General features: G+C 55.2%; 14 protein-coding genes. 3 read left to right on the top strand and 11 right to left on the bottom strand.

The window, feature by feature from the left end:
* Positions 1 to 36 precede the first annotated feature (36 nt).
* Entirely contained in the window at positions 37 to 549 is a 513-nt protein-coding gene (locus CU041_RS08050) for a GNAT family N-acetyltransferase (RefSeq protein ID WP_101246358.1), read from the bottom strand.
* A 100-nt stretch (positions 550 to 649) separates the two neighbouring features.
* Here CU041_RS08050 and CU041_RS08045 point away from each other — a divergent pair, with 100 nt between their 5' ends.
* Complete coding sequence (locus CU041_RS08045; protein ID WP_101246476.1) at positions 650 to 1882, top strand: bifunctional alpha/beta hydrolase/OsmC family protein; 1233 nt, start codon at positions 650 to 652, stop codon at positions 1880 to 1882.
* A gap of 70 nt (positions 1883 to 1952) precedes the next feature.
* Here the strand turns inward: CU041_RS08045 and CU041_RS08040 are convergent, their stop codons facing one another.
* The 10 genes from CU041_RS08040 to CU041_RS07995 all read right to left on the bottom strand — a co-directional run bounded on the left by CU041_RS08040 (position 1953) and on the right by CU041_RS07995 (position 12457).
* Positions 1953 to 2300 carry a RidA family protein gene (locus CU041_RS08040; RefSeq protein ID WP_068517389.1) on the bottom strand — a complete coding sequence of 116 codons (348 nt, stop codon included), beginning with the start codon at positions 2298 to 2300 and terminating at the stop codon, positions 1953 to 1955.
* A gap of 42 nt (positions 2301 to 2342) precedes the next feature.
* A complete protein-coding gene (locus tag CU041_RS08035; RefSeq protein ID WP_101246357.1) occupies positions 2343 to 3629 on the bottom strand; it encodes a M20 family metallopeptidase in 1287 nt (428 codons plus the stop codon).
* 48 nt (positions 3630 to 3677) lie between these two features.
* The gene (locus tag CU041_RS08030; protein WP_101246356.1) at positions 3678 to 4823 is read right to left on the bottom strand and encodes an NAD(P)/FAD-dependent oxidoreductase; all 1146 of its coding nucleotides are present in this window, start codon (positions 4821 to 4823) and stop codon (positions 3678 to 3680) included.
* Positions 4820 to 5878: a histone deacetylase family protein gene (locus CU041_RS08025; protein WP_101246355.1), complete on the bottom strand. Its 1059-nt coding sequence runs from the start codon at positions 5876 to 5878 to the stop codon at positions 4820 to 4822. Before CU041_RS08025 ends, CU041_RS08030 begins: the two co-directional genes overlap by 4 nt.
* A 68-nt stretch (positions 5879 to 5946) precedes the next feature.
* The gene (locus tag CU041_RS08020; RefSeq protein ID WP_101246354.1) at positions 5947 to 6876 is read right to left on the bottom strand and encodes a BKACE family enzyme; all 930 of its coding nucleotides are present in this window, start codon (positions 6874 to 6876) and stop codon (positions 5947 to 5949) included.
* A complete protein-coding gene (locus CU041_RS08015; RefSeq protein WP_101246353.1) occupies positions 6873 to 8249 on the bottom strand; it encodes an aminotransferase family protein in 1377 nt (458 codons plus the stop codon). Before CU041_RS08015 ends, CU041_RS08020 begins: the two co-directional genes overlap by 4 nt.
* 35 nt (positions 8250 to 8284) lie before the next feature.
* The gene (locus CU041_RS08010; RefSeq protein WP_101246352.1) at positions 8285 to 9382 is read right to left on the bottom strand and encodes an ABC transporter ATP-binding protein; all 1098 of its coding nucleotides are present in this window, start codon (positions 9380 to 9382) and stop codon (positions 8285 to 8287) included.
* Between the two features lie 107 nt (positions 9383 to 9489).
* Positions 9490 to 10644 carry an ABC transporter substrate-binding protein gene (locus tag CU041_RS08005; RefSeq protein WP_101246351.1) on the bottom strand — a complete coding sequence of 385 codons (1155 nt, stop codon included), beginning with the start codon at positions 10642 to 10644 and terminating at the stop codon, positions 9490 to 9492.
* A gap of 109 nt (positions 10645 to 10753) precedes the next feature.
* Entirely contained in the window at positions 10754 to 11569 is an 816-nt protein-coding gene (locus CU041_RS08000) for an ABC transporter permease (protein WP_101246350.1), read from the bottom strand.
* Positions 11570 to 11584: 15 nt separating this feature from the next.
* Positions 11585 to 12457 (bottom strand): ABC transporter permease, encoded by an 873-nt coding sequence (locus CU041_RS07995; protein ID WP_101246349.1) that lies wholly within the window; start codon positions 12455 to 12457, stop codon positions 11585 to 11587.
* Between the two features lie 141 nt (positions 12458 to 12598).
* On the opposite strand from CU041_RS07995, the gene CU041_RS07990 reads away from it, so the two are divergent.
* Both CU041_RS07990 and moaD read left to right on the top strand, forming a co-directional pair.
* Positions 12599 to 13576, top strand: a complete 978-nt coding sequence (locus CU041_RS07990) for a LysR family transcriptional regulator (RefSeq protein ID WP_233433041.1) — start codon at positions 12599 to 12601, stop codon at positions 13574 to 13576.
* 87 nt (positions 13577 to 13663) lie between these two features.
* Positions 13664 to 13915, top strand: coding sequence for a molybdopterin converting factor subunit 1 (moaD, locus tag CU041_RS07985; protein ID WP_101246348.1), 252 nt, complete (start codon positions 13664 to 13666; stop codon positions 13913 to 13915).
* The last annotated feature ends 3 nt before the right edge of the window (positions 13916 to 13918 follow it).

Genomic DNA, 13918 nt, shown 5'->3' with positions numbered 1-13918 from the left:
ACCCCGCAGTCATCGATGCGGGGTTTTCTTTTGGGCCTATGGGCGGATTGCCATATAAAGTCGGCACATCTCGCCCGACAGATTGACATCCTGATCACGCAGGAATGTCAGGCCAAGCTTTTCCAGCATGTGAATGGATGGGCCGTTGTCAGGCAGGCAATACCCGTAAACCTTGTCAAAGCCATAGACGTTCCAGCCATGATCAAGCAGGGCAGAACAAACTTCATAGGCATATCCCTTGCCTTGGTGGGCCTCGGTCACGGCATAGCCGATATCGGGCGCATCAAGGGTTTCGCGTTTGACAAAACCGATCAGGCCAATCGGGTTTCGGGTGGTCTTTTCAACGGCAACACACATTCCAAATCCCAGCTTTTCATAATTCTCGCGAAAGCGCAGATCGATGTAATCGCGCGCAGCGGCTAGATCATGGATATTGCGATCGCCGATGAACCGGATCCAGCCCGGTTCGTTCAGTAGTTGCAGGATGAACGGGGCATCGTCATGGTTGGCTTCGCGCAGGATGGTGCGCGGTGTTTCAAGAATGGTCATGATGTGGGGCGCTTGTTATGGTGGAAAAAGACGTTCGAAACTTTACCGTGAATTCCATGTAATCAAAGCCGTTTTTCGGTTTGCAGACACGGAGACATCCATGCCGGTCAAGCCCATCAAACTGACATTCGAAGGTGCCCATGGCGCGCAACTGGCCGCAAGGCTGGATTTGCCGGTCGGGCCGGTGCGGGCCTATGCGCTGTTTGCCCATTGCTTTACCTGCAGCAAGGATTTGACTGCGGCGCGCAAAATTGCCCAGTCCCTGACCTTGCAGGGGATCGGCGTTTTGCGATTTGATTTTACCGGGCTTGGTGGATCGGGTGGGGATTTTTCATCGACCAATTTTACGTCGAACCTTGAAGACCTGCGACGCGCGGCGGATTTCATGCGTCATGAATTTGCCGCGCCCAAACTTTTGATCGGCCATTCGCTGGGCGGGGCGGCGGTTCTTGCCGTGGCCGATAGCGTGCCCGAGGCAACGGCAATTGCCACCATCGGTGCCCCGGCCGATGTCGAACATGTCACCCATAATTTTGACGATTACCTTGCCGATATCGACCGCGACGGGCAGGCGGAAGTATCGCTTGGCGGGCGTCCCTTTGTGATCAAGCGGCAATTTGTCGATGATCTGCGCAATCACAGCATCGAAAAATCGGTGGCCAGGCTGCACAAGGCGTTGCTGGTGTTGCATGCACCGATGGATCAGACGGTGGGGATTGAAAATGCCGGGCGGATTTATGATGCGGCCAAACATCCCAAAAGCTTTGTCTCCCTTGATGATGCGGACCATTTGCTGCGCAATCCCGATGATGCCCAATATGTGGCAACGGTGATTGCCGCATGGGCGACGCGTTATATTCCAAAAGCCGTGGAAGACATTCCGGAACCGGCCGAAGGCGTGGTGGTGCGCGAAACCGGTCTTGGCAAATTCCAGTCAATGGTCATTGCCGGGCACCATCGCATGATTGCCGATGAGCCGGAAAATGTCGGCGGGTTTGACAGCGGTCCGTCACCCTATGATTTTCTTGCGGCTGGGCTTGGGGCCTGCACGGTCATGACGCTTCGCATGTATGCCGATCACAAACAAATACCGGTTGATGGCATCCGGGTTGAAATCCGCCATCAGAAAATTCACGCGGATGATTGCGCGGAATGTGCGTCGGAAAAAATCGGCAAGTCGGGCAAGATTGACCGGTTTGAACGCCTGATCACCCTGCATGGTGATTTTACCGATGACGTGCGCAAGCGGCTGCTTGAAATCGCGGATAAATGCCCGGTCCACCGGACACTAGAAGCCAGTTCCGTGATTGTGACCCGGGAACACGGGGCCTGACCCGAGGCATCCCAAACAAAAAGCCCGGCATATGGGGATATGCCGGGCTTTTGTGTTCGGATCGATCCGATTACGGTTTTGCCGCAACCACGATGAATTCGACAAGGTATTCCGGGGTGGCAAGCTTTGCCTCGCCGCATGCACGTGCCGGGGTGTGGCCCTGCGGTACCCATGCATCCCAGATTTCGTTCATGGCAGCGAAGTCTTTCATGTCAGCCAGCCAGATGGTGGTCGACAGGATGTTTTCCTTGCTCGAACCGCATTCGGCCAGAAGTGCGTCAACCTTTGCCAGGCATTCTTTGGTCTGGTTGGTCACGTCGCTTTTGGGATCGCCAACCTGGCCTGCAAGATAGATGGTGTTGCCGTGAACAACGGCCTGGCTCATACGCGGGCCGGTGTGGAAACGTTGAACGCTCATGAAGCTCTCCTTTGGTGACAAAATTGAATAATTTATTCGGGTTTAGCTATCACGCTTTTGCACACCGCACCAGTCTGCAATGAACAGCGCAAGGACCTCGGTGACTTCCATCATCGATGCGATTGAAACCCGTTCATCAATGCCGTGAATCCGTTCGGCTTTGGGCCCGTAACAGGTGGCCGGGATATTGCCGTAAATCTGGAAGAAACGCGCATCCGTGGTCGCGGTCGAGGCATAGTTTTTAATCGTGTTTCCGGTCACTTCCTGATGGATATCGCCAATCATCGTCATCATCGGATGATTGGTATCCATCTCGCATCCTTCGGCCTGAAAACCGCGATAGATGATGTCGATCTTTGCACCCTTGCAGGCCGGATGATTATCAAGCGCGCTTTGCCTGACCATCTCGATGGTTTCGCGCACTTTTGCAAGCTCCATCCCCGGATAGAAACCGACACGGATATCGGCCGTACATACCGGCGGCACGGTCGATGCCCATTCACCGCCTTCGATCTTGCCAAGGTTGAAGTTTACGGGGTGAACATGCGCCCCGTATGCACAATGCCGGTCGGTCGGATGGTTCCAGATATCCTCGACTTCTTTGAGAACTTCAAAAAAGCCAAAGGCCGCCTCAATCGCGTTGCTTCCGGCCGAGGTATCGAGAACGTGCGCCGGGCTTCCCGATACATGGATCTGGAACCACATCACGCCAAGCTGCGCGGTCATAAGTGTCTGGTTGAACGGTTCGGGAATGATCGCGCAATCGGCACGATACCCGGCATGCAGACAGGCAAGTGCACCATTGCCGGTGCATTCTTCCTCGATCACCGATTGCAGGGTGACCGGGGCGGCGGGTTCAAGCCCGATATCATGAAGTGCCCGAAGGGCATGGCAATAGGCAATGATACCGGCCTTCATATCACCGGCACCGCGTCCATAAAGCCAGTCACCATCGACATGCGGATCAAACGGACCACGCCGCCATTGATCAACCGGTCCGGTCGGCACAACATCCATATGCCCGTTCAGGATCAGGCTGCGACCGGTCGGGTTTTTCGGGCGGTGCAAGCCGACAACGTTTTCCCGCCCGTCATAATCTTCAATCACCGGCGGGGAAAAACCCGGCTGATCGCGCAATGCGTCGATGTCAATCGTCACACGTTCAACATCCAGTCCCATCTTGGCAAACTGATCGGCGATCCAGTCTTGCGCCGATGCTTCATTGCCCAAAAGACTGTCATGACGCACCAGTGCGCAAAGATCATCAATCGCCTGTGATGTACGGTCGGCAACCGCCTTGCGAAGGGTGGCGCGATCAAAACCGGTCATGCTGTTTTCTCCATCAGGCAGGGGGCTTTTATCCCTGCCGATATTTGATCATTTGCCAGATGCAAGTGTCGGGCGGCTTGCCGACAGGGCATCTTCGCGTACGCCAAGCTTTTCCATATGGGGCGGAATGCCGTTGCCACAGATCAGGCTTGCGGCATATTCACCCATGGCGGGGGCTGTCTGAATGCCATAGCCACCCTGGCCGGCCAGCCAATAGAAGCTGTCATCTTGCGGATCAAAGCTTGAAACAGGGTCGCCATCGGCAAAGAAGCTGCGCAACCCGGCCCAGGATTCACCCGGGCGACGGACCACAACGCTGGTCGCGGTCATCAGACGATCAATCGCAATGGCGATATCAAGTTCTTCGGGCTGGACATCATGGGGTTCGGTCGGGGTTTTATCGGCGGGCGATACCAGCAACCGGCCTGCGTCTTCCTTGAAATACAGGCTTTCATCAAGGGCCGCGACCATCGGAAGACCATGAATATCCATGCCATCGGGCGCATCCACCATCACGGCAGTCCGGCGTTTTGGCACAATGCCAAGCGGTTTGACACCGGCCTTGCTGGCGATGTCATCGGCCCAGGCACCTGCGGCATTGACAAGGATTGCACCGCTATGAACGTCGCCATTGGCAAGGGTGACCTGCCAATTGTCACCGGCTTTGGCAATCGCACTGACATCGGCCTTGATGACAAGGTTGCCACCCACGGCCTTGAACTGACGGATAAAGCCCCAGTGAAGGGCATGAACATCAATGTCCATCGCATCGGGTTCATGCGCACCCTTGGCGATCAGATCGGTATTAAGGATCGGCACGATTTCCTTAAGCGCATCCGGGGTCAGTTCGGTGAAGTTCGCGCCGTTCGCCCGGCCTTCGGAAATCAGGGCATCAAGTTCGGCTTCTTCGCCCGGCCCGGCATACATGATGATCCCGCGCGGGGTCAGGATCGGGTTTTCGGTAAAACCGGCTGGCGGGTTCAAAAAGAAATCGCGACTTGCCGTCGACATCTTGCGGATGATTTTCGGGCCATAGGTTTCGCTATAAAGGGCGGCGGACCGGCCGGTGCTGTGATAGCCCGGCTGATCTTCGCGCTCCAGAACGGTGACGGATTTACCCGCCTTGGCCAGAAAATATGCGGCCGACATACCGGCGATGCCGCCGCCAATAATCAGGATGTCTGAATGGGTCATTTGGGGCCTTCTGATATCGAAATGTTTTTGTTGGTGGCGCCAAAGGCGCTTAGAAACTGATACAGGTTTTCCGCCAGCGTGACGCTAACATAACCACCTTCCTGCACTATCACGGTTGGGCAGGTAAGGGTGCCAATTTTTTCACCGATCCTGGAAAAACCATCCGGGCTGACAGCAAGGCCGCCAAACGGATCATCCCGCGATGCATCAAGACCGAGTGCGACCACCACCGCATCGGCCCCGAATTCGTCAATCGCTGCCATCGCCCGGTCAAGTGCGGCGAGGAACACGTCATCGCCACTGCCCAGTGCCAATGGATAGTTCTTGTTAAAACCAACCCCGTCCTTGGCCCCGGTTTCTTCGGCATTGCCCCAGAAGAATGGATAAAAATCCATCGGGTCGGCATGGATCGAAAGGGTCAGGACATCGGACCGTTCATAGAAAATATGCTGGGTGCCGTTGCCATGATGCAGATCGACATCAAGGATCGCCACCCGGTCATATTTTTCGCGCAATTCCTGTGCGGCAATCGCACTGTTATTCAGATAACAGAACCCACCGGCAAGGTTGGAACTGGCGTGATGTCCGGGCGGACGACACAGCGCATAGGCCGATTGCGCGCCGCCATCACGGACATGACGGGCGGCTGAAATCGCGGTTTGCGCACTGGCATAGGCCGATTGCCACGTGGTTTCCGATATCGGGCAGGATGTATCACCCAGATGAAAACCGGCCTTGCCGGCATGATGGCGCGGGTAGGGGCCATTACGATCAAACGGATGAATGTTCGGGATCACCAGCTCCGACCCGCCTGCGGCAATCCATTCCGGGTAAATGGTTTGTAGGAAATTCAGATATTGATTGTCGTGAATGGCAGCAATCGGGGCCATACCGGCATCTGATGGTGCACAGACCTCAAGCCCCAGCCGCGCAATCGCCGTATGCAGGATTTCGGCGCGTTCAGGGACTTCGGGGATCGGTTTTTTCTCGCCCGCGACAATGAATGTCTTGCCGTGGTGGCGTAACTGATCGTCTGAGAAATAGGCACGCATCATCGCTGCCGCCTTTCACTGTTACGTGGATAAACGGTTGTCGTATCAACTGGTTCGTCGTTTCAGGCGGGCTAGAAGGCGACCTTGTCAGCCCCTTTAAGCCCCAAAATCGCACGCGCCTCGTCCGGTGTTGCGATTTCAAGAGACAACCCGTCCAGGATTTCGCGGATTTTGCGAACCTGTGATGCGTTGTCCGGCGCAAGTTCGCCCTTGCGCAGATAAAGATTGTCTTCAAGTCCGACCCGGACATTGCCACCCATCGCGGCGGCCATGCTGGCAAGCGGCATCTGATGACGACCGGCCCCCAGAACCGAGAACTGGTATTGATCACCAAACAGCTTGTCGGCGGTGCGTTTCAGATGGGCAAGGTTATCGGGATCAGCCCCGATCCCGCCCAGAACACCCAGCACAAACTGGATAAAGATCGGGCCCTTGATCAGGCCGCGGTCAACGAAATGGGCAAGGGTATAAAGATGACCAACGTCATAGCATTCAAATTCGAACCGCGTGCCGTTGGCTTCGCCAAGATCGGCCAGAATGGTCTCGATGTCGGAAAACGTATTTTTGAAAACAAAGTCGCGGCTGCTTTCAAGAAATTCCGGTTCCCAGTCATGTTTCCATTCGCTGCGTCCCGCAAGGGCCGGAAACAGGCCGAAATTCATCGTCCCCATATTGAGCGACGCCATTTCCGGTGATGCATGGGTGGCGGCACGAATGCGGTCCTTGACCGTCATGGTCATGCCACCGCCGGTCGAGATATTGATCACTGCATCGGTTGCGGCCTTGATCTTTGGCAGGAAGTCCATGAACAGGTCGGGATCCGGGCTTGGAAAGCCGGTCTTGGGATCACGGGCATGCAGATGCAGGATCGATGCACCGGCATTGGCCGCATCAATCGCCTGCCTGGCGATTTCATCGGGTGTGATGGGCAAATGCGGGCTCATGGACGGGGTGTGAACCGATCCGGTAACCGCGCAGGTGATGATAACTTTCCGGCTCATGAAAAGGCTCCGGCGACGAGAAGTTCATCCTGAAGTTCGGCAAGGGCGGCACGCAATGGCACCATAATGTCGTCGAACTGTTCGGACTTGATGGTCATGGGCGGGCAGACCATCACGTGATCGCCCCGATATCCGCCGCGTGTGCGACGCCAGTAAATGATCAATCCCTTGTCATAGGCGATATCGACCAGTCGGGCGGCCGCCATATGTTTGGGATCAAGCGGTTCCATGGATTTGCGATCCTTGACCAGCTCAACCGCAAGCAACAATCCCTTGCCGCGTACATCACCGATCATGGTGAATTCATCTGACAGCTTGGAAAGTTCGGCTTTTAGGGCCGCACCGCTTGTTGCGGCATTTTCAAGCAAACCGTCTTCGTCAATCACATCAAGAACCGCATTCCCCGCCGCACAGGCAAGCGGGTTCCCGGCATAGGTATAGCCATGGATAAACCCGCCATGATCAAGAACCGGCCCGACGATACGATCGGGCGCAATCATCGCGCCAAGCGGCGCATAACCCGCGGCCAACCCCTTGGAAACAGCAAGGATATCGGGCGTGATGCCCCAATGTTCGCAGGCAAAATATTTCCCGGTCCGACCGGCCCCTGTCATGACCTCGTCATAGATCAGAAGAATACCGTATTGATCGCAAATCTCGCGGATGCGGCCATAATAACTATCCGGTGCAACCAGCGCGCCGGTGGCCGCCCCGCCAACCGGTTCCATGATGAAACCAAGAACTGTTTCCGGACCCTGTTTGATGATCTCTGCTTCGAGCATATTGGCATATTTGATGCCGCGATCATGATCGGACAGATCATCACGATCCAGATAACAGGTCGGGGCAGGGATTTTCGGTTGGTCGACCATCATCGGCGCGAACGGCGCATGCATCGGCGTATAGCCGGTCAGGGCAAGCGCACCAAGGGTGGAGCCATGATAGCTTGGGAACCGTGAAATGACTTTGGTGCGCTGGGGTTCACCCTTGGCCAGTGCGTATTGGCGGGCAAGCTTGATGCAGCTTTCAACCGCCTCGGACCCACCCGAAACAAAGAACACCCGTTCAAGATCGCCTGGTGCACGTTCGGCCAACCGCCAGGCAAGGTTTTCGGCCGCGTCATTTTCAAAATGCAGGCGATAGGCGAAACTTGCTTTTTCAAGCTGTGCATTCATCGCGGCAATCACGCGCGGGTCACTATGGCCGATATTGCTGACCATCGCCCCGCTGGACGCATCGATATAGCGTTTGCCATCGACGTCCCACATATAAACGCCTTCGGCGCGGTCAATCAGCGGGCGGCGCGACCGGCTTTGATAAAACAGGCGGGATTCCCGGTTATGACCGACCGGATTTTTCTTATCATGCGTCATTTATGGTGGCTCTCCTGAACCGGTATCAGCGATCCTTAGTCCTGATGACCGGGCAACAACACACAATTACGTGCCGCGATATGCATAAAGATATCGGCACCTTCCTGATGGGGGCGGGCATCAATCGGATTGATCACCTGCCAGTCGCGGCCATTGGCCGTAACGAAATATCGGGCCTGCTGACCAAGATAATCGACTGTCTTGATCTTGCCGGGAATGGCGATGCTGCCATCCTTGGCGCTGTTCTGATCTGACAGTTCAATCTTTTCCGCACGGATGACCGCACGGACATCCTTTGATCCGTTGGCCTTGGCGGTTTGTTCCGCTGTGGTCAAAAGCGTTTCACCACTTTGCAGATTAACACTGGTAAAGGCCGCATCCGGGCTGCCAAGATTTGCGGCAATAATGTTGGAATGGCCTAGGAAGTCGGCAACGAATGCGGATGCCGGATTGTTATAAACATCTTCCGGGGCGCCTTCCTGTTCGACGATGCCGTTATTCATCACCACCAGCTTGTCAGACATGGCAAGGGCCTCTGACTGGTCATGGGTGACAAAGACGGTTGCAACGCCCAGTTCGCGCTGAATGCGTTTAAGCTCGACCCGCATTTCTTCGCGCAGGTTCGCATCAAGGGCGGATAGCGGTTCATCAAGCAACAACACATCGGGTTCGATCACAATCGCACGCGCAAGCGCAATACGCTGTTGCTGGCCGCCGGAAAGCTGATTGGGATACCGGTCCGCGACATGGGGAAGCTGCACCAGTTCAAGCGCGTCGGTAACTTTCTTGGCAATGTCGGCCTTGGCGACTTTGCGGTATTTCAGGCCAAAGGCGATATTGTCGAAAATCGTCTTGTGCGGGAACAGGGCGTAGTTCTGAAACACAAGGCCAAGATTGCGCTTATGGATCGGAAGACTGTTGACCCGTTTGCCCCGGATCAACAAATCACCTTCGGTAACGTCGGTCAGACCTGCAATCATGCGCAAGGTTGTCGTCTTGCCACAGCCCGACGGGCCAAGGAAGGTGACAAAGCTGTTATCAGGTACGGTCAGATCCATGCGTTTGACCGCAGTGAATTCCCCGTAACGTTTCACGACATTTTGCAGTTCAACAGCGTTGGTTGTGTCTGCCATTGTTAGATACCCTGTCAGAATAAATGTGCCTGCCGCCATTACGGGGCAGATGTGTCCTGGCCGGTTGTGCGAAGGCCAGGACACAGGTTCAGGTGTGCAATCGGGCCTTAATAGCCGCGCTGCACACGAGAGAAGGTTTTCGACCAGTCCGCTTCGTTTTCGTTCCAGTATGCCGGATCAAAGAAGCTGAGCGATGCAAGCGTGCCTTTCGGGTCGAACGCTGGCAGGGTCGGGATGATTTTGCCAAGATCGACCTTGTTCGGGTCAAGGGCCGGCGGGTAGCTCTGACCTTCGGCAACTGCAATCGCGACTTCCGGTTCAAGCATGAAGTTCAGAAGTTCTTCACAGGCGGCCATCGGGCTACCGCGCAGCACAAACAGACATTCCTGCCAGCCAAGACCACCAGCCGGATCAAGATAACCTATGTCATGGCCCTGATCCTGAAGCGCCTTGATACGGCCCGACCAACCTTCGGTGACATAGATTTCTTCTTCGGCCAGAAGGCTCATCAATTCCGCGCCCGAACTCCAGTATTTAAGGGCCAGATCACGGTGCGAACGGATCATGTCCCAAACCGCATCGATATCCTTGATATTGTTCGGGTCCTGATCGGACTGAAGCGCGCCGTACCAGATACGGGTTTTCCATTCACCCCAACCGCCGATCTTGCCTTTATAGGCTTCATCGACCATCAGCTTGGCACCCTTGGCCTTGGCTTCGTCGTCGCTGATATATTTGCGGTTATAGGCAATGCCCGTGGTGCCGTAATCATATGGAACCGCCGAAAGCGTGCCGCCACTGATCTTGCGCAGCGGATCAATCAGGGTCGGGATCACGTTTTTAAGGTTCGGGATATTGGCTTCGTTCAATTCCGAAGTCAGTTCCAGACCGTGATAGCGCGCATAGTCAAACACACCCGACAGGTGAGCAAGGTTGAATTCGCCCGGCTGGCCGGCCTTGACGCGTGCGATATATTCATCGGCCCCGCCAAAGGTGCCGGAAATGACCTTGATGCCGGTTTTCTGGGTATAGGGCGCGAAGGCATATTTTTCGAATGCCTCGGAAACAACGCCGCCCCAACCGTCAAAGCGGACCTGTTCGGGGGTGGCTGCGCGCGCATTTTTGGCAAGCATGCCCATCGGGCCACCGGTGACACCGGCAACAACACCGGCCGCGCCAAGGGCGGTCAGGAATGTGCGACGGCTGATATCGCCATCACGGTAACGATTAAGCAGGCGTTCATAGCGTTTCGTATCGTCCATTTAAGGCCTCCTGATAAAACAATTTGTTCCGTTATCGGTTTTGTTCTTGGTCGTTGGTCTTTTGGTCTTGTTGTTGGTTTTGGCGGTTACCCGCGATATTCGAAATCCACTAGGCAGTCTGTGTCTTGCGGTTTGATGCCCGAAGCTTGCGTGCGGACATGACCCGCGCAATCGATGCGGCAATCAGCGGAAGGGCGATGGTAAAGATCACCATGACCGCACCAAGCGCGTTGATTTCCGGGCTGATGGAATTGCGCAACATGGCAAAAATCTGGGTCGGGACTGTTTCCACACCACCCGGTTTCCAGAACAGGGTGCCGGTGATGTCATCAAAGGAAATCGTAAAGGAAAACAGCATCCCGGCCATCACAGCCGGCAGCATCAGCGGCAGGGTGATTTCAAAGAATGTCTGAACCGGGGTGGCACCCAGGCTCATGGCGGCTTCTTCAACGTCGCGGCGGATCGATACCAGACGTGCCTGAACCACCAGCACCACAAAGGGCAGGGTAAAGACAACATGCCCCATCAAAAGCAGGCCAAAGCTTTTGGGCATGGAAAGCGCCTGAAGGAACAACAGCAACGCAACCGCAAGAACCACTTCGGGGATCAGGATCGGCGCAACCAGCAAGGTCGAGATCGTCCGTTTTCCGGGGAAGTCATAGCGCACCATGGCAAGGGCTGCCATGGTGCCAAGCGTTGTTGACACCGCACTGGTCAAAAGGCCCAGCAACAGGGATGTTTTGAACGCCCTTACGATGGCATCATTGTTCCAAAGCGCTTCGAACCAGCGCAGTGAAAACCCTTCGATCGGAAATCCGCCAAACTGATTGGCGTTGAATGCCAGAAGGATTACCACGGCAACAGGGGCAAACAGGAACAGATAAACAAGGATCGTGGCAATACGGATCATCGACCAGCCGGACATTGTCATATACCTCCCTTACTTGAAGCTCTTGGCGATCTGATCGATGCCGAGATAGCGGGTGTAAATGACGACCAGCGCGCCCAGAAGGGCCAGCAGGACGAGTGAAAGAGCCGATCCAAGCGGCCAGTTCAACTGGGTGACGATGGCTTCAAACACCAGATTGGCGAACATCGCATCGCGTGGGCCGCCCAGAACAATCGGGGTGATATAGGTGCCCGCCGCAAGCACAAAGCACAGAAGCGACCCCGCTGCCAGACCGGGAAGCGAGAGTGGCAAGGTGACTTCGCGAAAGGCCTGAAATCCGGTGCAGCCAAGGCTTTGGGCCGCTTCGGTAAGGTTCTTGTCAATGCCATCAAGGCTGACATAGACATTCAGGATCATGAAAGGCAGCAGATAATGCACCAGACCCAGCACAACCGTGGTCTGGTTATAAAGCATCTGGATCGGTTCATCGATGATGCCAATTGACAGCATCACGGTATTAAGCGCGCCCGACGTGCCCAGAATATTGATCCACGACATGGTGCGGATGATGTAGCTGATCCAGAATGGCAGCATCAGCATCAAAAGCAGAAACGCCTTTGATTTCATCGGTGTGTTGGCCACGAAATAAGCCGGGATATACCCGACCAGTGCACAGATCACCGTGGTGTAAAAGGCAATGGCAAAGGTTTGAAACAGAATATCGCGATAGAACCGGTCGCCAAGGACCTCGATCCAGTTATCAAGATAAAAGCCGACCTGATCGGCTCCGGTCGCGGTGCGCAACCAGAACGAATAGACGACGATAAACAGCATCGGGATGATCAAAAGCAGCCCGACTGTTGCCAATGATGGCGATAACAGCATCCAGGGTGCGCGACGCGCCCCGGCGATATCTGCGGCCATTTATGCCTCCCGTTATTGTGCTCCGGCGATGCCGTGCGCGGTTATTTGGCCGTTGAAATATTTTCTGGAACCATTTCACCCCAGACTTGCGCATAGCGCAAATAGATAAGTAGAATAGATCCCATAGCCAGTAACTATGGGATGGCTGACCATACTACCGGTCCGGGGGATGAAATGAACGAATTGATGCGCCGCCAGTTTGACTGGAACCTGTTGCACACATTCACCGTCATTGTCGAAGAACGCTCGATTACCGGGGCGGCCAACCGGCTTTTATTGCGACAGCCCAGTGTCAGTAACGCCCTGAAACGGCTTGAAGATCAAATCGGTGCGCGCCTGATTGACCGCGAACGCGGGCGGTTTGAAGTCACCGAGCAGGGCTTGGCGCTTTATCATGAATGCCGGGAAATTTGCGGGGCGATCGGGCGATTGTCCGATGTGATGTCTGATAGCGGCAATCAATTGACCGGGCATCTGCATTTGTGGCTGGCCAGTCATGTGGTGTTCCCGCCCCTTGATGATGCGCTGTTTGATTTCAACCGGTCCCATCCCGAAGTGACCTATGAAATCAATGTCGCGACCTCGATGCATGTGATTGATCAAGTGCTTTCACAACAGGCAAGTTTTGGCATCTGCCTGGTCAAGGAACAGCATCCCAGACTTGAATATCGCAGGCTGTACCGCGAACATTTCGGCTTTTTCTGTGGGCCGACCCATCATTTGTTCGGAAAAAGCGACCTGACGCTTGCCGATTTGCGCAGCGAAGCATTCGTGTCGTTTTCCACTGACCAGTTGACGGATGCACTGGCCCCGGTGGCCATTTTGCGCGCCCAGCAGGGGATGAAGGGGAAGGTCGTTGCGGTAAGTCCCCATCTTGAAGAAGTCCGGCGTCTGATCAATGCGGGGCTTGGCATCGGGCCACTGCCGATCCATGTGGTGCAAAACGCCACCGAACGCGGTCAGTTGTGGCGTTTACCCCCTTATGACGCGCCGCCTGCTATTGATATCTATCTTGTAACCAACCCGCGCATGTCGCTCAGCCGGGCAGAACGGTTTTTCATCGATAACCTGACCGCGCGCCTTGAAAATGCGCCCGATGGATATTTTGTCTATCCCTGACGGGATCGTTCACGGCTTCGGGACTTGCGTCTTTGGGGCGATTGCGCAAGCATGGCGCCAAATTCAATCTTGCCATCAGGAACACTTATGAAACTGGTCTATTTTTCGTGGGTCAAGGACCGCATCGGTTTTGGCGAAGAAGACATTGATCTGCCTGATCATGTCAAAACCGTTGGCGGGCTTTTGACCTGGCTTCCCGAACGTGGCGAAAATTTCGCCAATGCCCTTGCCGATCCCGCAATCATCCGTGTTGCGGTCGATCAGGAATATGCAACATCCGATGCCGATGTGACCAAAGCCCGCGAGATCGCGCTGTTTCCGCCGGTCACAGGCGGTTAAGCT

The organism is Thalassospira povalilytica, from assembly GCF_002844235.1.
GTDB lineage: Bacteria > Pseudomonadota > Alphaproteobacteria > Rhodospirillales > Thalassospiraceae > Thalassospira > Thalassospira povalilytica.
This window is presented reverse-complemented; position numbering and strand designations above follow the sequence as displayed.

Bases quoted from the DNA above. Each gene is read 5' to 3' on its own strand.
- CU041_RS08005 (WP_101246351.1), bottom strand. From the start codon at position 10,644: ATGGACGATACGAAACGCTATGAACGCCTGCTTAATCGTTACCGTGAT.
- CU041_RS08015 (WP_101246353.1), bottom strand. From the start codon at position 8,249: ATGACGCATGATAAGAAAAATCCGGTCGGTCATAACCGGGAATCCCGC.
- CU041_RS08040 (WP_068517389.1), bottom strand. From the start codon at position 2,300: ATGAGCGTTCAACGTTTCCACACCGGCCCGCGTATGAGCCAGGCCGTT.
- CU041_RS08000 (WP_101246350.1), bottom strand. From the start codon at position 11,569: ATGTCCGGCTGGTCGATGATCCGTATTGCCACGATCCTTGTTTATCTG.
- moaD (WP_101246348.1), top strand. From the start codon at position 13,664: ATGAAACTGGTCTATTTTTCGTGGGTCAAGGACCGCATCGGTTTTGGC.
- CU041_RS08035 (WP_101246357.1), bottom strand. From the start codon at position 3,629: ATGACCGGTTTTGATCGCGCCACCCTTCGCAAGGCGGTTGCCGACCGT.
- CU041_RS08030 (WP_101246356.1), bottom strand. From the start codon at position 4,823: ATGACCCATTCAGACATCCTGATTATTGGCGGCGGCATCGCCGGTATG.
- CU041_RS08025 (WP_101246355.1), bottom strand. From the start codon at position 5,878: ATGATGCGTGCCTATTTCTCAGACGATCAGTTACGCCACCACGGCAAG.
- CU041_RS08020 (WP_101246354.1), bottom strand. From the start codon at position 6,876: ATGAGCCGGAAAGTTATCATCACCTGCGCGGTTACCGGATCGGTTCAC.
- CU041_RS08010 (WP_101246352.1), bottom strand. From the start codon at position 9,382: ATGGCAGACACAACCAACGCTGTTGAACTGCAAAATGTCGTGAAACGT.
- CU041_RS07990 (WP_233433041.1), top strand. From the start codon at position 12,599: ATGGCTGACCATACTACCGGTCCGGGGGATGAAATGAACGAATTGATG.
- CU041_RS08045 (WP_101246476.1), top strand. From the start codon at position 650: ATGCCGGTCAAGCCCATCAAACTGACATTCGAAGGTGCCCATGGCGCG.
- CU041_RS07995 (WP_101246349.1), bottom strand. From the start codon at position 12,457: ATGGCCGCAGATATCGCCGGGGCGCGTCGCGCACCCTGGATGCTGTTA.
- CU041_RS08050 (WP_101246358.1), bottom strand. From the start codon at position 549: ATGACCATTCTTGAAACACCGCGCACCATCCTGCGCGAAGCCAACCAT.